This is a genomic window from Acinetobacter sp. SFD (assembly GCF_001647575.1).
Lineage (GTDB): Bacteria > Pseudomonadota > Gammaproteobacteria > Pseudomonadales > Moraxellaceae > Acinetobacter > Acinetobacter pecorum.
The window spans coordinates 114,671-135,840 of record NZ_LSZJ01000016.1 but is presented as its reverse complement, the minus strand read 5'-3'; the positions used below and the strand labels follow the sequence as shown (position 1 = coordinate 135,840).

General features: G+C 44.1%; 18 protein-coding genes and 1 pseudogene. 8 read left to right on the top strand and 11 right to left on the bottom strand.

Features of this window, described 5'->3' with window-relative positions; all coding sequences use genetic code 11:
- Position 1: 1 nt before the first annotated feature.
- Entirely contained in the window at positions 2–2,851 is a 2,850-nt protein-coding gene (locus tag AY605_RS13780) for a type VI secretion system Vgr family protein (protein WP_064096943.1), read from the bottom strand.
- A gap of 246 nt (positions 2,852–3,097) precedes the next feature.
- Here AY605_RS13780 and AY605_RS13775 point away from each other — a divergent pair, with 246 nt between their 5' ends.
- The gene (locus AY605_RS13775) at positions 3,098–4,252 is read left to right on the top strand and encodes a methionine aminotransferase (RefSeq protein ID WP_064096942.1); all 1,155 of its coding nucleotides are present in this window, start codon (positions 3,098–3,100) and stop codon (positions 4,250–4,252) included.
- 132 nt (positions 4,253–4,384) lie between these two features.
- Positions 4,385–5,749 carry an MATE family efflux transporter gene (locus AY605_RS13770; protein WP_064096941.1) on the top strand — a complete coding sequence of 455 codons (1,365 nt, stop codon included), beginning with the start codon at positions 4,385–4,387 and terminating at the stop codon, positions 5,747–5,749.
- Positions 5,750–5,867: 118 nt separating this feature from the next.
- Here the strand turns inward: AY605_RS13770 and AY605_RS13765 are convergent, their stop codons facing one another.
- Positions 5,868–6,716 (bottom strand): SDR family NAD(P)-dependent oxidoreductase, encoded by an 849-nt coding sequence (locus tag AY605_RS13765; RefSeq protein WP_064096940.1) that lies wholly within the window; start codon positions 6,714–6,716, stop codon positions 5,868–5,870.
- A 224-nt stretch (positions 6,717–6,940) separates the two neighbouring features.
- On the opposite strand from AY605_RS13765, the gene AY605_RS13760 reads away from it, so the two are divergent.
- The 3 genes from AY605_RS13760 (at position 6,941) to phoR (ending at position 9,964) form a co-directional block, all read left to right on the top strand.
- Positions 6,941–7,618: a TetR/AcrR family transcriptional regulator gene (locus AY605_RS13760; protein ID WP_064096939.1), complete on the top strand. Its 678-nt coding sequence runs from the start codon at positions 6,941–6,943 to the stop codon at positions 7,616–7,618.
- A 250-nt stretch (positions 7,619–7,868) separates the two neighbouring features.
- Complete coding sequence (phoB, locus tag AY605_RS13755; RefSeq protein ID WP_064096938.1) at positions 7,869–8,579, top strand: phosphate regulon transcriptional regulator PhoB; 711 nt, start codon at positions 7,869–7,871, stop codon at positions 8,577–8,579.
- Between the two features lie 26 nt (positions 8,580–8,605).
- Positions 8,606–9,964 (top strand): phosphate regulon sensor histidine kinase PhoR, encoded by a 1,359-nt coding sequence (phoR, locus tag AY605_RS13750; protein ID WP_064096937.1) that lies wholly within the window; start codon positions 8,606–8,608, stop codon positions 9,962–9,964.
- Positions 9,965–10,012: 48 nt separating this feature from the next.
- On the opposite strand, the gene AY605_RS13745 is transcribed toward phoR, so the two are convergent.
- Positions 10,013–10,663: a glutathione S-transferase family protein gene (locus AY605_RS13745; protein WP_064096936.1), complete on the bottom strand. Its 651-nt coding sequence runs from the start codon at positions 10,661–10,663 to the stop codon at positions 10,013–10,015.
- A gap of 160 nt (positions 10,664–10,823) precedes the next feature.
- Positions 10,824–11,771, bottom strand: coding sequence for a pirin family protein (locus tag AY605_RS13740; RefSeq protein WP_064096975.1), 948 nt, complete (start codon positions 11,769–11,771; stop codon positions 10,824–10,826).
- 502 nt (positions 11,772–12,273) lie between these two features.
- Here AY605_RS13740 and AY605_RS13735 point away from each other — a divergent pair.
- Both AY605_RS13735 and AY605_RS15365 read left to right on the top strand, forming a co-directional pair.
- The gene (locus tag AY605_RS13735; RefSeq protein ID WP_064096935.1) at positions 12,274–13,596 is read left to right on the top strand and encodes a GGDEF domain-containing protein; all 1,323 of its coding nucleotides are present in this window, start codon (positions 12,274–12,276) and stop codon (positions 13,594–13,596) included.
- Between the two features lie 193 nt (positions 13,597–13,789).
- Positions 13,790–15,007, top strand: a pseudogene (locus AY605_RS15365) (GGDEF domain-containing protein).
- A 141-nt stretch (positions 15,008–15,148) separates the two neighbouring features.
- Here AY605_RS15365 and guaA read toward each other — a convergent pair.
- Together guaA and AY605_RS13720 are read right to left on the bottom strand one after the other, a co-directional pair.
- On the bottom strand, positions 15,149–16,717 hold the full coding sequence (gene guaA, locus AY605_RS13725) for a glutamine-hydrolyzing GMP synthase (RefSeq protein WP_064096934.1): 1,569 nt from the start codon (positions 16,715–16,717) through the stop codon (positions 15,149–15,151).
- Positions 16,718–16,908: 191 nt separating this feature from the next.
- On the bottom strand, positions 16,909–17,271 hold the full coding sequence (locus tag AY605_RS13720; protein WP_064096933.1) for a NirD/YgiW/YdeI family stress tolerance protein: 363 nt from the start codon (positions 17,269–17,271) through the stop codon (positions 16,909–16,911).
- A gap of 271 nt (positions 17,272–17,542) precedes the next feature.
- Between AY605_RS13720 and AY605_RS13715 the strand changes: the two genes are divergently transcribed.
- Positions 17,543–18,181, top strand: a complete 639-nt coding sequence (locus AY605_RS13715; RefSeq protein WP_064096932.1) for a DedA family protein — start codon at positions 17,543–17,545, stop codon at positions 18,179–18,181.
- 21 nt (positions 18,182–18,202) lie between these two features.
- On the opposite strand, the gene AY605_RS13710 is transcribed toward AY605_RS13715, so the two are convergent.
- The 5 genes from AY605_RS13710 to AY605_RS13690 form a co-directional block, all read right to left on the bottom strand.
- Entirely contained in the window at positions 18,203–18,796 is a 594-nt protein-coding gene (locus tag AY605_RS13710; RefSeq protein ID WP_064096931.1) for a hypothetical protein, read from the bottom strand.
- A gap of 197 nt (positions 18,797–18,993) precedes the next feature.
- Positions 18,994–19,386 (bottom strand): hypothetical protein, encoded by a 393-nt coding sequence (locus AY605_RS13705; RefSeq protein ID WP_064096930.1) that lies wholly within the window; start codon positions 19,384–19,386, stop codon positions 18,994–18,996.
- Positions 19,387–19,399: 13 nt separating this feature from the next.
- Positions 19,400–20,236: a ParA family protein gene (locus AY605_RS13700; RefSeq protein WP_064096929.1), complete on the bottom strand. Its 837-nt coding sequence runs from the start codon at positions 20,234–20,236 to the stop codon at positions 19,400–19,402.
- 96 nt (positions 20,237–20,332) lie between these two features.
- Positions 20,333–20,725 carry a SirB2 family protein gene (locus AY605_RS13695; RefSeq protein WP_064096928.1) on the bottom strand — a complete coding sequence of 131 codons (393 nt, stop codon included), beginning with the start codon at positions 20,723–20,725 and terminating at the stop codon, positions 20,333–20,335.
- 9 nt (positions 20,726–20,734) lie between these two features.
- The gene (locus tag AY605_RS13690) at positions 20,735–21,043 is read right to left on the bottom strand and encodes a BolA family protein (protein WP_064096927.1); all 309 of its coding nucleotides are present in this window, start codon (positions 21,041–21,043) and stop codon (positions 20,735–20,737) included.
- Positions 21,044–21,170 lie beyond the last annotated feature (127 nt).

Here is a 21,170-nt window from a genome sequence, read left to right as displayed (position 1 = left end):
CTTATATCCCTTCATCATGTTCATGATTGTCAGTTAATCCACAATTACACTCATGTTCAAAATCATCATCTTCACCACTGTCGTCTATTGAAACAGTCCATTCATCAGCTGTGCCAATCAGAATATCGTAATCTTCATTATTGTAAGTATTCATACGTTGGGTTCGACCATGTTGATCAAGGGTTCCTGACACATAGGTATTATTTTTATTATTGATTAATTTATATTTAACCTCTGCAAAATTAGCTTCATAGAACAGATCATAAAAATCCCATTTATTTGTAAAGATTTTAATATCTTGAACCATGGGCAAAGTAGGTATTTCGGCTTTAACTTTAGCCCCTTCCATAAAACTATGCTGCCCGGCTTTACACTCAAATTTCCCACCAGTTGTGACCACCACTCCACCACCATTGATCTTAATTTGAGACCCTCCAGCGGTCAGTACAATCTCTTTCGGACTGGTGATTTCGATCTTGTCTTCAGTCGAAATAAGCTTGATTACCTTGCGGGCAATCGCTTCAATCGCATCATCTTGGGCTTGTAGTTCAATTTTTCCTTGAGCAGCATAGAGACTTGCACCCTCTTGAGCAGCAAATAAACTGATCTTGTCTTGTGCATGAGCGACTAAAGACTTTTGTGTGGAAAAATGAATATTGTCCCCGGCACTCTGATTGATTTGCTGATCAGCGGATAAATGGATATTTTCCTTTGTACTCAGTGCAATCGATTGGGGGGCAGTTAACAGCATCACCGCCTGTTTAAATGCGGCAGCCTTGGCTTGATCTTCAGCTTCAATCTGATTCAGAAACTGTTTTAAACTATCAAAAAATTGCAGCGGATCAGTCTGCTGTTGTTCAGCAATATCACTCAAGGCTTTACTATGATTGAGATTCGATTCAAGCTGTTCTTTGGCTGAGTCAGCCTCCAAGTGATTGCCTGCGGCTGACTCTTGCCGATAAGTGGAAATCAGCAAGCCTTTCCCTGCACGTATGGCACCCCAATGATCCGTTCTTAACTCAAAACCTTCTCCCCGACCATCGCTGCTTTCACTATCTTTAGGATGGCTTAGATTTCCCAGATTGAGCTGGCTGGCTGCATGACTACTTTGCAGCTGCACACTAATCTGTTCAGGGGTATCATCGAAACGCAACTGATTAAAGCCATTACCATCGACCTCCTGAGAACGGATGCCACTGAGTTTTTTGGTCGCAGGAAGTTCTCCCTTCGCATCAAACATGGTCGGATGCCGTTCTGCTTCATGAATCCGCCCCACCACAAAGGGCCGGTCGATATCACCTTCAAAGAAATCAATCACCACAATTTCGCCAATTCGCGGATGCAACCTGATGCCATAGCCTTCACCCGCCCAAGGGGTCAAAACATCCACCCAGGCAGAATCGCTATCATTGTCATTGCTGCCTGCACCGCCATCATGCTGATGATCCTCACTCCGGGTAAACAGAAAACGAACTTTCACCCGTCCCCATGCATCGACATGAATCGTTTCACCTTCAGGTCCGACCACTCGAGCCCGTTGCGGATATGCAGCAGGCCGATGAATGAAAGGCTGATATTCAGGAACAACCGGGATTTCGCGGCGCACAATCTGTAGTTCATTGGCCTGTCGTTCCTCCTGTGTCATCTGCCAACCACTCTTCTCAAGCAAACTGTCCAGCTGCGATAAAATGTCTTTGGGTAAATTGTTCTGGTTATAAAACCGCTTAGCTAAAATCAGAAATTCACGTTGATGGGCAGGATGCTGATCAATTTCAGGATGCTGTTGCAGTTCAAACCAGTATCCGACCTGAGCATCTCGTACGCTGCTACTGGCTTTAAAATATTTGGACTGCAAAGCATGATAGTCACTGAGCTGCTGATTGAGTCGGTCTAGTTGAGCTATACCAGATACTGTCACCTGATCCTCATGATTTAAGTCGCCGGTCCAGGCCGGACTGATGTTCCACGCATCTTCAAGCTGAAGAGTGGCATTTGCGTGAATATCACTTTGCTGATGATTACTGAATAAAGGCTGGCTTTGATCTTGGGCAAGTTGCTGGGCATGCCAGCGCTGGGTCTGGGTACTATTCGGATTGAGCTGACGTACCGCAATCAGACTGTTCAGCGTGTCGAGCTGTTCGGTGGCATGACTACGATGAAACCGGATGGAGCGGCGTTTTAAAGCTGAAAAATATTGGGAATGATCTACCAGTTTTAAAAGCTGAGCTTGAATCTCGCTGGCTGATACAGGCACAGTTAATTGCTTTTCATCAATCAGCCAGTTAATTCCTTCGCTACGCCATAAACGGGTCAGAAAATCATAATCCGATTCATTCGACTGCATCACAAAAGGCCGGACATCATAGTGCCGGCTGAGTCCTGTCAAATCCAGGCTGAGACTGGCCGCGAATAATGCACTTCTGTTTTGCCATTCACTGAACAGGATTTCACTGATTTCGCGCACCGTCTTATTCATAAAAACCCGACTGTTACGGCGCTTCTGCCAGAGTGCAGTCGCATCATTCAGCGTCAGTTTATACAGGGTCAAAGCTCCATCATTCTGTCCTTGGCTGGCTGCAGTAATAATGCCCGTAGTCCGGAAAAGTTCACCCCGGTCTGTGACCTGATCAATGGCCACCCGACAGCCGATAAACTGTTTCAAGGCAATATGAGCATGAGTGGAAAGACAGATCAGTTCAGCATGCAGGCCTTGATTGATCTGATGCTGACCCTCAATCCGCTGAATCAAAACCTGATGATTTAAAGGAGGATGTGAAAACTGTAAATGTAGCGCACGATGCTGTCGCTTAAGCCCGAGCTGCTCCAGCAGCATATGGATAGGTTTTGGCATTTTATAGTTATCATTTTAAGCTTTATTATTGTGCGGCAGATTTTAGGAAAAGTTATCTATTTCGTCCAGTTTACGATGCATTTCACATAATTAGGCCTTTAATTTATGGACCTTCAATTAAAAATCTTAAATCGCATGTGGTACATCTTAATTTAAACTATTGCCCAACATTCCATATTTTTCTGATTATCCTATACGGAACTTGCTGCTACACTTATTCAGATCTCATTCTTCAAGGCCAAGGACATGCTGGAACTCCCTTCTAAATTACCTGATTTGGGCGTGACCATTTTTAGTACCATGTCGGCCTTGGCACAAAAACTCGGGGCCTTGAATCTTTCTCAAGGATTTCCGGACTTTGCAGCGCCTCCTGCCTTGATTGAAGCTTTAAATCGGGCTAGCCAGAATGGATTTAACCAGTACGCTCCGGGAGATGGTCTGCCAGTCTTGCGAAGTCTGGTGGCAGATCTCTATCAGCAGCGTGATCAACTGATTATTGATCCTGTCGAGGAAGTCACGATTACGCCTGGGGCCACGATTTCGATTTTTTGTGCCATTCAAGCCACGGTGCGTGCCGGGGAAGAAGTAATTATTTTCGATCCAAGCTACGACAGTTATGGACCTGCGGTTCAACTGGTTGGGGCAAAGCCAGTGCATATTGCTTTGCAGCATCCTGATTTTTCTGTGGACTGGAATCAGGTCAAAGATGCCATTAATGATCGTACCCGCATGATTGTGGTGAATACTCCGCATAATCCGAGTGGGAGTGTCTGGTCCAAGGCAGACTGGCAGCAACTGATCGAGCTGATTCGCGAGCGCAATATTGTGGTGCTGTCCGATGAAGTCTATGAACATCTGGTTTTTGACGGCGTTCAGCACCATTCGGCGTGGTCATTTCCAGAACTTCGCGAGCGTAGCTTCGTGATTGGCTCTTTTGGTAAAACCTTCCATGTCACGGGCTGGAAAACCGGATTTTGTATTGCTGCACCGGCACTCATGAAAATGTTCAGACAGATTTATCAGTTTGCCAGTTTCTGCGGTGTGACGCCCGTTCAGGTTGCCTTGGCGGAATATATGCAACTGCATCCTGAGCATATACCTGGACTGTCCTCTTTCTATCAAAACAAACGGGATTTATTTAACTCATCCATTGAAATGTCACGCTTTAAGTGGACACCCTCTCAAGGAACTTATTTCCAGAACTTAGATTATTCAGAGATTCGGCCTGAGCTCGATGATTTGTCCATGTGCCATTTTCTGGCAGAACAACATGGGATTGTCGCGATTCCAGTCTCCGCGTTCTACCAGCACCCTCCTGCCGATTTACGTCTACTCAGGTTCTGCTTTGCAAAAAAAGAACAAACTCTGATCCAGGCAGGTCAAATTCTTTCAAAGGTTTAACTCACCTTTTAACTAAAAACCTTATAAAATAAGTACCTTAGTTACCTAAAAGCTAAGGCTTTTTTCTATACTCTAGCCAATAATAGTTACAGCAATAAATAAGTAGATAATAATCCAATCACAGGATGTCGCATGGCACAGCAAGCATTGATTCACCAAGAGAATTTATGGAAAGCCTTTCTGGTTTTTCTGGTGCCATTGATTGTGACTAATATCCTGCAAAGTCTTTCTGGCACGGTCAATACAATATTTGTGGGACAAATGCTAGGCGTTAACGCCATTGCTGCTGTTGCAGTATTTTTTCCAATCCTGTTTTGCCTGATGGCTTTTGTGATTGGTTTATCCGCCGGCTCTACCGTATTGATTGGCCAGGCTTGGGGCGGGAAAAATATAGAAAAAGTCCGCTGTGTGGTTGGTTCAACTTTATTTATGACCTTGATTGGCGGCAGTTTGATTGCGCTTTTTGGGGTGATTTTTGCTGAAAATATTCTCTTGGCACTCGGCACAGATCCTGATGTGATGCATTTGTCCCTGCCTTATGTGCAGTGGATGCTGGTAGGTAGCCCCTTAATTTTTATCTATATTGTTTATACCTCCATTCTGCGTGGTGTCGGAGACAGTACCACGCCCCTATTTGCTTCCGTCATCACCATTGGGGTAGGTCTGGTGGTGACACCTGTCCTGATTGGCGGTTACTTTGGCTTTCCTAAAATGGGCATTATTTCACCGGCACTTGCTACCATTCTGGGAAATCTCGCAGTTCTGGTATTTTTGATTTTGTATCTGAAGCACAAGCAGCATCCGCTCAAGCTCGACTGGGCTTTATTAAAAAATATTCGTCATCAGCCCCAGTTAAGCAAAACCATCCTTAAACTGGGAGTTCCAACTGGTGTACAAATGGTCACGACTTCAGTGGCTGGTCTGGTAATTGTCGGACTGGTTAACCGTTATGGTGCAGAAGCAACAGCCGCTTATGGCGCAGTCAATCAGGTCTTAAATTATATTCAGTTCCCTGCCTTATCGATTGCGATAGCTGCATCTGTATTTGCTGCTCAAGCCATTGGTGCAGGCAAATCGGATCTGCTGAATAAAGTTACCCGCACTGCGCTCATTATGAATATCCTGTTCACCGGTGGTCTGGTGATTCTGGCTTACCTGTTTTCCAAATATCTGATGGCGCTGTTTATTACCGACCCCCAGGTGGTGGTGCTCGGTCAAAAACTGCTGTTCATTGTTTTGTGGGCAATTCTGTTTTTTGGCGCCAGTGCCATTTTTGCTTCGATCATGCGTTCCAGTGGTACGGTAACTATGCCAATGCTGATTAATATTTTCGCCATTCTATGTATTGAAGTTCCCGCCGCTTATCTGTTTAGCCGGTGGTGGGGCCTGGAAGGTATCTGGTATGCCTATGCATTGGCCTTTGTCAGCATGTGTATTTTGCAGGGACTGTATTATCAGTTTGTCTGGAAGAAAAAGACCATTGAGACCTTGATCTAGATAAAAATTTTATAATTCAAAAGCCTTACATTACCTCAGATACTGACCTGCTAAAGAGTCAGACTATGATTATTGCCATAAAAGAAAACCCGCTTTCGCGGGTCTGTTTTACAGTTTCTTAAGCAGACTTTTTCTTTCTTTTACCAAATTGGGTCGCCAGTGCAGTGACATGCTGATAACCGGTCGGCAAGATTCGCTGAATCAGATCTATCGCTTTGGCATCATTGCCGATGAGTAGACGGCGCTTGTCTTTTTGTACCGCCTCCAGAATTTGACGGGCAGCTTCTGCAGGTGGACAACGCAATAATTTATTAAAATTACGGGCCGATTTTTCCGGATTCATACCTAAAGTCAGTAGGCTGTTATTCATTTTTGCTGCATTGGCAATATTGGTACGGATCCCCCCCGGATGTACACAGAGTGCACTGACTCCGCAATTTTCCATATCCAGTTCCTGACGCAGGGATTCAGTAAAACCACGTACTGCAAACTTGGTCGCATTATAAGCAGACTGGGTCGGTTGAGCCGTTAAACCAAACAGGCTGGAAATATTGATAATATGGCCATCGCCAGTTTTCTTGATCAGTGGCAGAAATTCTTTGGTGCCATACACCACACCCCAGAAATTGATTCCGACAATCCATTCCAGTTCTTCATAAGATGCCCCTTCCACAGTTGAACCTAGTGCAACGCCTGCATTGTTAAAGATCATATTGATACTGCCATGATCCTGTTCAACCTGTGCTGCCCAGTTACGCACCTGTTCCAGATCAGCCACGTTCACTTTCTGGATAGTCACACGGACATCACTCTCTTTGAGCAATTCGAGCGTTTGCGCCAGACCCTGTTCATTGATATCACTCAGTGCCAGATGACAACCCTGCTGGGCCAGTAGTACCGCCAGTTGCTGGCCAATACCTGAACCGGCCCCGGTAATCGCGGCAACTTTATTGTTAAAATTTTTCATTCAATTTCCTTATGTAAACTACTGCCATTCCATGACAGCAGGATCTTGTTCTGTTGTTTCAGGAGCTAGCACAGATCCTCAATATAGTTTTGACAATACGGATTGTCAATAATTATCCCATGTCCTTAGAGGCCAACTTTCGGGACAGAATTTCTCATGTAGGTCTAAGCGTGATTTATTGCTAAGATATTCAAAATCTTTATACAGATGAGCACTCAGGCCTTATGACCGATTCAATCGACTCAGCAGTGAAACCACGAGCCGCCAAAACCAGACAACGTCAGTTTAAAGGCCTGTCGATGGCGGAGCGGCAGCAGGCACGTCGTGAAAAGTTGATCGAAGCTGGAATTGAAGCCTATGGCAGTTACGGCTTTTTTTCAGTCACGGTCAAAGATATCTGCAATGAAGCCAAACTGACTGAACGTTATTTTTATGAATCTTTCAAGAAAAGCGAAGATCTGTTTCAGACCATTTTTTTGAAACTGATTGATGAACTGCAACAGAATGTGATGCAGGCCATGATGCAGGCATCGAGTGATCCGAAAAAAATGATCGAAGCCGGTTTGACAGCCCTACTCACCACCTTGCGTGACAATCCACGTATGGCCAGGATCATTTATATTGATGCCATGCTGGTACAGGAACTGCATAATCAGGCCACCATTCATGAAACCATGTCGCGTTTTGACCGTATGATTCATGCTTTTGTCATGTTAATGATGCCGCAGTTAAATCGTAGCGAGCAGGAAATTTCCCTGGTTTCGACCGGTTTAAATGGTTATGTCACCCAAATTGCCATTCGTTGGGTGATGAGCGGTTTTAAGCATTCGCTTGAAGAAGTTTTATCATCTTGCAGTGTGGTTTTTTTAGCACTATTAGAGTCATTTTCCGAGAAAAAATAGCTGTTAAATCCTTTTGTTAAAAAGGTATTATGAGCTTTCCAGTGTAGTTGTGAATTTATGCTTTATCTTGGAAACAGGTAAAATTAATTTATGATTTTTTAACAATTTTATGCGCTATATTTGTCACAAATCTTTGTGAATTTCAGCAGTTTTTCCCTTTCTGCAATGATACTGTCATAATTAGTCTTTGTAATAAGCCTGTCATAAATATAAAACGGCTCACCGTTTACATGAAATAGGGTATTGCGTTGTGAAAGATGACTACATATTAATCGTCGATGACGAGCTCCCGATTCGGGAAATGATCCATACCTCTCTGGATATGGCCGGTTTTCAGTGCTTGCAGGCAGAAGATGCCAAGCAGGCGCATCAGATGATTGTGGATCAGCGTCCGGCACTGATTTTGCTGGACTGGATGATGCCAGGTGGTGTCAGCGGTGTGGACTTATGTCGTCGTCTGAAACGTGATGAAAGCCTGTCTGAAATCCCGGTGATCATGCTGACAGCACGCGGTGAAGAAGATCACAAGGTACAAGGTCTGGATGCCGGTGCCGATGACTACATGACCAAACCGTTCTCGACCCGGGAACTGGTTTCCCGGATTAAGGCAGTATTGCGCCGTGCCAATGCCCTGAGCGGTGAAAAAACCATTGATGCCAATGGCCTGATTCTGGATCCGGTCAGCCAGCGGGTGAATTTTGGCAATAATATTCTGGAAATGGGACCCACCGAATACCGTTTGCTGGCATTCTTCATGACCCATCCGGAACGTGCCTATACCCGTGCACAATTGCTGGATCAGGTATGGGGCGGTAACGTCTATATTGAAGACCGGACCATTGATGTGCATATCCGTCGCCTGCGCAAGGTGCTGGAACCCTATGGCGTGGACCGTTATGTACAGACCGTACGTGGCACAGGTTATCGTTTCTCGACCCGTTCCGATGTCGCTTTAGGTTAAATATCATTTAAGGTAAATCTTGTTTTATGTATGAACCCTACCCTGTCCCCGAACTGGCACGCGAGCACAAAAGAATCCGTTACAGCAGTTTATGGGATTTCGCCAAGCAGGATTTACGCCTGCTGGCTTTTTTTCTGATTATCGCCAGCTTTATCGGTTTTGGGATTGGGTATTTCTGGATTTGTATCGTAATCGCCTTCGTGGCGTTTTTTGCGACCCAGATGCGTTCTTTATACCTGGTCAATGAATGGATTTCCAACCGCCCCTATGATGTTCCGCCCAATATTGGCGGAATTTGGGGTGCACTGCTTTTCAATGTTTACCGCGCCCAGCGTCAGGAACGGATTGTTCAGGCAGAAATGGTTGAACTGATCGATCGTGCACAGTCTTCTCTGGTAGCCTTGCAAGAAGCTGTCGTTTTAATTGATGAAAACCAGCAGATTGAATGGTGGAATCCTGCTGCGGAACGTCTGCTCGGAATCTCGAGTGATGACCGTGGCCGTAATATCCTGACCTTGCTGCGCCAACCGAATTTTATTGAATATTATCATCACATTGATGAATCTCCGGACGGCCTGAAAATGCGTTCTTCACTGTTTGAAGACCATTATGTACAGGTCAAAATGACCCGTTTTGGCGGAGAAAGCCGGGTACTGGTCGCTTATGATGTGACCCGGATGCATAATCTGGAACAGATGCGTAAAGATTTCGTCGATAATATTTCCCATGAACTACGGACTCCTTTGACCGTACTCAGTGGCTATATTGAAACCTTCACCGATCAGGAAGACATCAATCCACGCTGGAAACGGGCCTTTGATCAGATGCAGTCGCAGACCCGACGCATGAATGCACTGGTCAATGACCTGCTGTTACTGTCACGTCTGGAAAATGACAAGAATATTGCCAAAAACCAGATCATTGAAATGCCGAGTCTGATGAACCAGCTGTTCGATGATGCTCAGGCCTATAATATGGATTATGGTCATACCCTGAATCTGGACATTGACAGCCATTGCGATCTGATCGGTTCAGACATGGAACTGGCCAGCGCTTTTAGTAATCTGATCACCAATGCCATCAAATATACGCCTAAAGGTGGCACCATCACTATCGGCTGGCATGATGATGGTGAATCGGCCTATTTTGTGGTGCAAGATAACGGTATCGGCATTGATCCCAAGCATCTGCCACGTCTGACCGAGCGTTTTTACCGTATCGATTCAGACCGCAGTCGCCGTACTGGTGGTACCGGTTTGGGACTTGCCATCGTCAAACATGTATTGATGCAACATCAGGCACATCTGGAAATCGAGTCCAAAGAAAACCAAGGTTCCACGTTTAAGGTGGTTTTCCCCAAAGAACGTCTCAGCTTCCCGGACTAATCTCACAAAATCAAAAAAGGTGCCATCGGCACCTTTTCTTTTAAGCATTTAAGAGCTGATCTGTTTTTCCCTGCTCAGTGCACGCGCATAGGCTGCACGTTGCGAGACCCGTTTCAGATAGGCCTGAATGGCCGGATAACTTTGGCCTGTCCGACTCTGCATCGCTTCCAAAGGAAAACTCATTTGAATATCGGCAAAACTGAAATGTCCGGCAAAATAATCATGCTCGCTCAAATAGCTTTCCAGAAACTGGATATGATCTTTTAAGCGGCTCTGTACAAACTGTTTCTTCACTCCATCGCAGATTTTCTTGGCGACTGGTCGAATCAGCAACGGGGTATGTTTAGGTACAGTGGTCATTACCAGTTGCATTACCAGCAGCGGCATTAACGAACCTTCCGCATAGTGCATCCAGTAACGGTACTGGGCCTTGTCGGCAGGATCTTCTGGGCGAAACTGCTGCTTTTCGTCATAAATTTCCTGTAAATATTCCAGGACCGCTGCAGATTCCGCCAGTACTTGACCCTGATCGACCAGAATCGGGGCTTTGCCCAACGGATGAACCTGCTTTAAGGCCGGTGGTGCAGAAAGGTTGGGCTGACGTTTATAGTATTTAACCTCGTAATCCAGTCCTAATTCTTCCATGGCCCACAGGATACGAAATGATCGTGATTGTTCGAGATGATGTAAAACACGCATAGTAGACTCATGATTTTATTGTTCTTACTTTTCGAGCATAGCAAAAAGCAGCAAACTCTAGCTCATTTTTTGATGACTGTAATGATATGTATCCCATGTTGCAGATTCACTCTTTGAGCTCAATTCAGCCAGCGCTTTATATTCCCATCATTTTTAGCCTTTATCGGGAAGCACGCATCCGGTCTGGAAATGCAGGAGCTTCTAAACGTGGCCCATCATAAGCTGGAATAGAACCAAAACGTTCATGACCCTCCATCCATTGTTCCCGTGCAATTTTAAGGTCTTCTACCGTACGCCCAACCAGATTCCACCATAATAAAATCGGGCTTTCAAATGGCTCTCCTCCAATCAATAACACCCGGCTTCTGGCATGAATTTCAGCATTGACCTGCTGCAACCCGGGCTCCAGGATCAGCATATTATCCTCTGTCAGTTCATGTCCATTTATACTGGCCGTACCTTCAAGTACCATAAAGCCATATTCAAATTTCGGATTCAGTGGCAAACGCATACTGCTACTTTCATCTGCATACAGATCCACGCCCAGCAATTCACTATGCACTTTAACCGGTGATCTGGTATTTAAATACTCTCCAACCAGCACGGTAAACTCGATACCCTGCTCATTGACCACCGGTAATTCAGGATAATGGTCAAACCCCGGTGCCATATTGATCTTGTCATCCGGCAAGGCAATCCACAACTGTGCTGCATGCATATGGGTCTCACTTTCCGGAGAGACTTCAGTATGTGAGATACCATAGCCCGAGGTCATCAGATTGACCTGCTTGGGACGAATCAATTGCTGATTTCCCAGACTGTCATTGTGCATCATGCTGCCTTCGATCATCCAGGTAAAAGTCTGCAGCCCGATATGCGGATGTGGTCCGATATCTAGGCCATCTCCTTGCGGGAAAATGGCAGGACCGGCGTGATCGAGAAAACACCAGGCACCTATCATGCGCTTGTGTCTGCTTGGCAAGGCACGTTTAATCACGGTACCCTGCCCGATTTCTGCGCGGCGTAAAGGAAATTCCTGAATAAACCGGTTTACATACTTTTCACAATCATCAGAATTGGACAGTTCAATATCACTATTGGTCGACATGGCTGAGTTTACCTCGGCATTTTCATTCCAGTTCCGGAGTGGGTGAGACATTCACATTAGACTGATCCAAAATGCCCCTTGCTCAGGACAATGTACAGGGTCTAGATTCAAAATCTATCTCTAGAAATATTTAGATACGTATTAAGTATTCTAATGGCTACCCTATTTAAAATCTGAACAGCTGATACGATTTGTATTGTAAATACAAATACTTGAGTTAGCTTAAAAATTTTTGATGCAGCTACCTGGCTTAAGGAGATGATATGGGGTGTATACAAAGAAGTATTGAGCAGCCATGTTTCACGTGAAACGAATGAATAGTATTTTAAAATTTTGGAAAATAAGATGATTTTTCATGTATTTCAACTACTTCCATAATTGAAAACACAAATTTTGTTACGTTTTAAATGCAAAATCCTTCCGGATACCCAATTTTTAGGAGGTTATTTTTTATTCAATCACGGCATAATAGGCACCTATAAAAATAATACTGGACCAGGACATGTCTGCTAAGAATGAGAATATATATTCAACGACGAATATATCTTTTCAAAATTCGACGACTGATAAATCACTAAAACTATCTGAATGTGATCTGAAAAACCGTCAGCTGATTGAACAGGCGCTGACAGATCCGCATGCCCGTATTCCTGCTCCGTTTCAGCAATATTTTTATGATTACGTCTATACCCATAGTCATCAAAATTTGCGTCAAATTAACTATCTGGCACAAATAGCATTTCTTCTGTATTTTTTTGCTGATATCCTGATTATTCCGGACATGTTTTTTATGTCCGGGCTGATACGTGTGGTTCTGGTTCTGGGCGCACTGTTTTGCTGTTATTACCTGTTTAAAAAATATAAAAACATTCAGGTTCTGGATAGAATCGTGCCTATAGGTACGACTGTGGCCGCAGCGGCCTGGATTGGCTTACTGGTACTTTCAAGTAGTCCTCATGTGGCCACCTATATTTATGCCTCTGCGATTTTTATTCTTGTCGCCAATCTCTGTATACAGACCCAGTTTAAAGTCGCGGTCTATTGTTCCATCTTGATTGCCCTGTTTATCATGCTGGGGGCCAACCAGTTAATGAGTACATCTCAAGCTTTTATTTTTGCAGTAGTTTTTAGTCCTCTCTGGTTTTTTAGTATCTATATTAACTGGAATAATATTCTAAATGTTCGGCGTTCGTTTCTGCGTTCCCTACTTGACGAATGGAACTATCAAACCTTAAAAAATCTCGCACATACCGATGATTTGACCCAGCTATATAACCGTCGCCATTTTGTCGATATGGCTGAACGTTCAATTCATCAATGGCCTAGACATGCCAGTAGCTGCCTGCTGATGTTTGATGTTGATCATTTTAAGAATATTAATGATAGCTATGGACATGATGTTGGTGATCGGGTATTGCAACTCATTGCTGAAGTGACCCGTAAAGAAATGCGACATAGCGATGTACTGGCACGTTTTGGCGGGGAAGAATTTATCGCCCTTCTGGAGGATACTCAGCTACAAGACAGCCTGGTGATTGCAGAGCGAATTCGTTGTGCTATTCAAAAGCAGTACATTTATGTCAAACCTAATCATGCCATCCGATTTACTATTTCGATCGGGATAGCAGAACTGGAATCACATACCCAAACTCTGGAAGACCTGATCAAACAAGCGGATATTGCTTTATATCAGGCCAAAAAAACTGGACGCAACCGGATTGAAGTCTATCATCCTGACATACTGGATCAGGCCAAGCCTGCAACAGACAATCCCTGGAATGTATTTAAATCGAGCACTCAGCCAGTTCAATCAGCCACAAATTAAAGTTGAACCCAGATTGGTTTGTTATAACAAGCCAAGCTCATCCTGAGAAGTATTAATCAGATATTTTCACCTGATCAAATAAATTTGTTTCTTCACTTTTAAAAAATTTAACAAAAGAATAGAATATTTTTTATACAACTATATATAAATTTTATCTTATTCATTTTTATAAATTTTAAGTTGGGAAGGCTGCATGCCTCATGATTATGAAAAAGAATCTCGTAGCTTGATTCAGGAGGCTCTTCAAGAGCCGCTTGTTCGTATTCCTGCACCCTTAAAACCAGCTTATTATGCTCATCAAAAACAACTTACTTTAAAATACCTATTACAGGTTAATTTATTTGCACAGCTGGCCTATGCATCCTATACCCTTGCCGATATTGTGGTACTCAACGATATCCTTACTTTGCTCATTTTGACCAAAATCAGCTATACCCTTCTGATCGTCATGGTGACGATCTGGATGTATCATTCTTACCGCAATCTGCCTGTCTTTGATCTGCTCTTGCCCACTTCAGTTATTGGTGCAAGTGCCATCTGGTTCTTTAACCTGAATCAGTCCGAAAGTGCCTCTGTCCTTATTTATCAATATGCATCCCTGGTCTTTATTGTGTTGGCCAATTTGTGTGTACAGATCCGTTTCTGGCCGTCTTTGATTACTTCAGGCCTGATTACTCTGGTTATTTATCTTGGTGTATATTTCAATACCCATGCTGACCCGTATCAGATATTTTTATTTTCCTTGATTTATCTGCCGGTATTAACCTTCAGTCTTTATATCAGCTGGAACTCGACCTTAAAATCACGCATTGTATTCCTGCAATATACCCTGAATGAATATAATCGTCAGGCCTTTGAAAATATGGCACATACTGACTCACTCACTGGCCTGAACAACCGTCGATGTTTTGAATAACTGGCTCAACAACTGGTACAGCAGAATCTTGCTCGACCTGCACCCATGAGCTTACTGGTATTTGATGTTGATCATTTCAAGCAGATTAATGACCGTTATGGGCATGATATTGGAGATCAGGTCTTACAAACGATAGCACTAAGCACCCATAGTGAAATGCGGCAGCATGATATTCTGGCGCGCTATGGAGGCGAGGAATTTATTGCTTTTTTACCTGAAACTTCTCTCGATGATGCTTTAAAAATTGCTGAACGTTTAAGGCATAAAATTGAAAATATCGTGATCGACCTAGACAGTCAACATCGTTTCAGTTTTAGTATTTCTATTGGTGCTGCCATTCTGGAAAGCTGTGAAACCGATTTACTGACCCTGATTAAACAGGCTGATATCGCCTTATATCAGGCTAAAGCCAATGGTCGGAATCGGGTTGAGGCTTATGATCCAGATCAGAGTTTAGATGGAGAGCTGCAAAACTGGCAGGTTAAGCCGGCTTAAGTCTCTTATCTATTTAAAAAAGTATAAAAAAGAGCGCCTAAGCACTCTTCTTTAATTTGGAAAGTTTAGATTCCTAAACTGCCGCGAGCATAGCGCTTGGCGTAATTTAGACGGACAGCAGTGCTGTCCGAAACCCCTAAATTACTCCCATTCAATCGTTGCAGGTGGTTTAGACGATACGTCATACACAACACGAGAAACTTCAGCAATTTCGTTCATGATACGGGTCGAGATTTTATCGACTAAATCATAAGGAAGATGCGCGAAACGAGCCGTCATAAAGTCCACGGTTTCTACCGCACGCAGTGCAATCACCCATGCATAACGACGGCCATCACCGACTACACCCACCGATTTCACTGGCTGGAATACTGCAAAGGCTTGAGCCGTTTTATCATACCAACCGCTGGCACGCAATTCCTGCATGAAAATGTCATCCGCAAGACGTAAAATGTCTGCATATTCTTTTTTCACTTCACCCAGGATACGCACACCAAGACCTGGGCCCGGGAATGGATGACGATAGATCATGCTGTGTGGCAAACCTAAAGTCGTACCCAATTTACGTACTTCATCTTTAAACAGGTCACGTAACGGTTCAACCAGTTCAAACGCCAGGTCTGCCGGCAACCCACCCACATTGTGATGCGATTTAATCACATGCGCCTTGCCCTGCTTGCTTGCGGCAGATTCAATCACGTCCGGATAAATCGTACCTTGAGCCAGGAATTTTACGCCATCTAATTTACGGGCTTCTTCAGCGAAGACTGCAATAAATTCACGGCCAATAATCTTACGTTTTTTCTCTGGATCAACTTCGCCAGCCAGTGCAGTCAGGAAACGTTCCTCTGCATCAGCACGAATCACGCGGATACCCATGTTATCTGCAAACATTTGCATCACTTGATCGCCTTCGTTCAAACGAAGCAGACCATTATCTACAAACACACAAGTCAGCTGATCACCAATTGCTTTATGCAACAGTGCTGCCACTACAGATGAATCCACACCGCCAGAAAGACCAAGTAATACTTTTTCATCACCAATCTGTTGGCGAAGCTGTTCTACACGTAGATCAATAATGTGTTCTGGCGTCCACAGACCGCGACAACCACAAATTTGATGAACGAAGTTCGACAGTAATTCTGCGCCTTTAGAAGTATGTGTTACTTCAGGATGGAACTGAATGCCATAGAAACCGCGAGTTTCGTCAGAAACCATCGCAATTGGACAGCTTGGAGTTTGTGCAGTGATCTGGAAGCCTTCTGGAATACGGGCAACCTTGTCACCATGGCTCATCCAGACATGCAACTGGTTTTCACGGTCCTGTAAATTACCGATCAGCTTGTCACGTACGACAATATCTACTTCTGCATAGCCAAATTCGTGTACATGACCCGGCTCAACTTTACCGCCAAGCTGTTCGCACATGGTTTGCAGGCCATAACAAATACCCAATACCGGCACACCCAGTTCGAATACCACTTGCGGCGCACGTGGGCTGCCTTCAAGGTGAACACTCTCAGGTCCACCAGACAAGATGATCCCGTTTGGATTAAATGCACGAATGTCTTCTTCAGACATATCATAGGCATACATTTCAGAATATACACCAGCTTCACGAACACGACGTGCGATGAGCTGACTATATTGAGAACCGAAATCCAGAATCAGGATACGATCTTCAGTAATTTGAGTATTGGTAGTCATGACGAACAACTATGAAAGGCAAACGAAAGATAAGCGCCGTATTCTAGCATTTTTCTTGCATTTAAGCACACTATTCCAAAGCGTTTAAATATTAAACAGTTAAGAAATTATAGAAATTGATGGCTTCATTTTTGGCTGGTTCACAGGAGAGCAGACTTCCGCTGCTTTCCTGTTCCAGCCAAATGAATGGTTTATTTCAGGTGTTCAATCTGAATCACTTCAATATCGGTGGGTTTATTGCGGTGCGTATCGACCTCGCCCCAGACTTTCACCCGGTCGCCTGCTTTGAGTTTTAATCTTTTCCAGTGGTCATCATCCACATCAATCATGATGCTGCCGGTTTTATCTTTTAATTCAAATTCATCACTTTGCGCTGCACGCTGTTTGACGATCTGGCCTGTTAAGGTCACGCCGGTTTCATCTTTCATTTTGTGTGCCTGAGCAATACTGACCACATTCTTTTTGGCTTCTGCCAGAACAGCCTGATCGGATTTAGCCCAAAGTGCCGGACTGACAGCTGCCAGAACTAGTGTCACAAGAATATATTTTTTCATATGTTTTGACCTGCTATTTTTATAATGATTCCATGATCTAAACAGAAAGCTGGAGCAGACACCGCAGAAGTTATGTAACACCATGATGACCTTGTGTAGTCTGCTCAGAAAGCTCCAATAAAAATCTGTAAATACGCTGATACATCCATTTTTAAAATGACAGGATTAGCCTGAAAGCAGAAAAATAAGCCGCAAAATAGTCGACTTTTATTACTGACTTTAGAGGTGATCGCTGTTAGGATTTGAGCACACTTTTGCTTGTACTGGGCTCATGGAACTGATTGATTTTATCTTGCATGTTGATGATCACTTGCTTGAATTTATCACCAATTACGGGATCTGGATTTATGCCATTCTTTTCCTGATTATCTTTGTGGAAACAGGTTTGGTGGTAATGCCATTCCTGCCCGGTGACAGCTTGTTATTTGCAGCAGGTGCTTTGGCAGCGTCTACAGGTGCGATGGATCCCTGGGTGCTGATTCCGCTCCTATTTGTTGCGGCAGTGCTGGGTGATACCCTGAATTATCACATTGGTAAATATATTGGACCTCGGGTGTTCGAGATTGAATCGCGCTTTATCAATCAAAAACATTTATTGGCGACTCAGCAATTCTTTGCCAGACATGGGGGTAAAACCATTATTTTTGCGCGTTTTATTCCTTTTGCCCGTACCTTTGCACCCTTTGTAGCCGGTGCTGGCAGCATGAATTACAAATATTTCCTGACCTATAATGTGGTCGGGGCATTTGCCTGGATTAGCTCATTTGTAATCTTGGGTTATATGTTTGGCAATATGCCGATTGTTAAAGACAATTTTACCTATCTGATTTTCGGCATCATTATTTTAAGTGTATTGCCAGGTGTGATTGGCTTTATTCAACAAAAGCTTAAAAAAAGTAAAACAGCTTAATATTTTTTATAGCCTGCGCATTTAATCCCACAGCTTGATCAGGAGTGGGATCAGACAAAGCAGGACAAACAGAGCCGCGCCTTTATAAATGAGGCCGGCTTTTATTTTTTCAGAATGACTGCTCAAAATTGCCTGACCAAAAATCATCCAGAAAACCCCTACAGGAATGGTACTCAAGCTAAAGGCAGCAAAAACCAGCACGAAGTTGGTCGGACTTTGCCAGGTTTCCATGGGTAAAATTCCTGAGGCCAACAGGGCTGCTTTAGGATTTTTTAAGGTGGCCCTAAACATTTGCCAGGGACGAATCTGGGGATGGTTCTTATTATAGCGCTCTAACTGTTGGGCCTTATATAAATGCAAGGTCATCCAGCCCACACAGATGGTACTCAGTACATAGACCACACCTTTAAAATTTGGCCAGATCGGTGAAGCCAGATGAATCAACAAAGCCCAGACATTAATGGCATAAAAATAGCCCATCAGAATGGCAGGAAGATAAAGACTGGTTTTGGGCCGTCCCTGCTGATAAGCAGAACTGGCCACCAGGGCATTGGCCGGCCCTGGAACCATCAGTACAGCAATGAGTCCTAAAACAAATAACCAATTTTCAATCATCGCAATGAACTATTCCGGGCCCAGATTCTAGCTTAATCAATATGCGAATATCATGACAAGCTTAAAAATTTCAGACTTCTATACAGGCCAGTCAATTTCACGTGAGTTTTATCTTAATTTAAACCGCCCTATTCTTGGTGAAAGCAATAAAAAATGCCGACCCGAAGTCAGCATTCATCCTTTTAATGTGGAATGGTTTATTTAGGTGTCGCCTGCCGAACGATCATCGGGCAGTTCTTATAACGTGCAGCCTGCACAATCGCTTCCTGCTCGCCTAAAAGGCGTGCCAGTTCGGTTCTTTTGGTATCAGATGACTGTCCCATATTGACTGAGATACTCGGACCAATACCCCAACCACCGTGACTGCCCCAGCCACCGCCAAGACCCACACCTACACCCATGCCAGTACGTTTGGGTGGTTCGACACCATTGTCAATATACTGCTGAATACGGTTATATTCACCCTGTAGTTGCGAGCAACCCAAAGTCTGATACAGGGTAGGCGACACATAAGTCGGTTTTACCGTCGTTGCACAGGCACTGAGTAATGCCAGTGCAGCAATACTCAGGCCGATTTTCACAAGTTTCATAGTTAACTCGATCTTAATTCTGCTCTATCTCATTGAACAACGATTGATAGGCCTGAGTCAATTTATGATCAGTAGCCAAATGAATCAAAGGCAGATTTTTCTGATGAGATTCTTTCATCAAGATCGACGGTGGCAACATACTGTCAAGCACCGGTAAGCCTTCATCTTTGAGCTGCTGTACCACTTCGCGCGGTAATTTGGCCTGTACCTGAAACTGGTTGACGACAATGCCTTCAATTTCCAAATTTTCATTATGGTCATCTTGGGTTTCAATCACATTTTCAATCAGGGTCTGCAGGGCGCGTTTAGAAAACACGTCACAGTCGAAGGGAATCAGCACGCGGTCTGCCGCAATGAGTGCGGAGAGGGTAAAGAAATTGAATGCAGGCGGTGTATCAATAAACACCCGGTCATAATGTCCCGACAGTTGTTGCAAGGCATCTCTTAACTTGTAAATCTTGTGCTTGGATTCCAGGGCATGAGCCAATGTTCCGAGTGTCGGGCTGGCCGGAATAACATCCAGATGCTTAAAGGAGGATTGATGCACATAGCTTTCCAGACCTTTGCTACGGCTTTTTAAAATCGAGCCAATGGCATTGCCGAGCAGCCCCTTACTTTGCTGATTGCCGAGTACATCTTCAAAATAGTTTTCGATATTCGGTTCGAGAGCAGGCTTGTCACTGGAATACGTCGCATCATCGCCTAGCACATACTGGCTGGAGTTAGCCTGTGGATCTAGGTCGATCAACAAGGTTCTTAAGCCCTGATGTGCGCTGATCGCTGCCAGATTGACGGTAATACTCGACTTGCCCACCCCACCTTTTTGATTAAATACCACACGTGTACGCATGTCCCCTCCTGTCAATTTTTAATTACTTTTACTACATTTGTACTTTTTAATTATTCAGATGTAATGGCTATGCTGATCGTCATAGCCAGTCTATTTTTAGCCAAAATTCGGCTTGATCATCACCAGAGCCAGAATAGACACCAATGAAACCACAGCAATAAATAAGCCAGCCCGACGCTGTACCAGCAAAATCGAATCATCTTTTTTATAGGCTTTGCCTAGCGAGGACACCAGTACCAAAAATAAAATAACTTTGGCATAGAACCAGGGCTGCACATCAAAATCTTTAAGGAAAAGCGACACGATACCGGTCAGTACAATCACCGTGATGGCGAAATGCTGCAAAGCCACTAACACGGTGCGTGCTACCGGATTAGGCATATTTCCCTGGGTGCCGACAAACAAGGTCAAGGCACGGGCAAGAATGGCGACAATTGCCAATCCTGCTACCGACATATGGATAATCTTGACTAAAAGTTGGGTTTCCATCATTTCCTCTTAGTTTTTTGGTGCATGGGCACAAGCAGGACTGCTCGTATCCTGTCCTGTCCATTCTTCAGGTAAAAATGCATGAATCGCCAGCGCATGAATCTTGTCTTTCGACAGCAGATCACCCGCAGCAGCATAAACTTTCTGATGACGCTGGACGGGGCGCAAACCGGCAAAAGCCTGACTGACAATGACGGTTTTAAAATGCGATTCTTTTCCCGGGAAATAACCGCCATGGCCCGAGGACTCATTAACCACTTCCAAATAGGTTGGGGATAATTGTGCCAAACGGTCTTTCAGTTGTTGTTCTAAGCTCATGGCCGGACTCCAATTTTGAAAAATATGGTTTCAGTATACCTTGTTCTGCGAAGTATTTTGGCAGTCTATATGGGTGCAATCCGTTGATTGTGGCTAAGTTTTATAAACTACCAGATAAATATTGGCT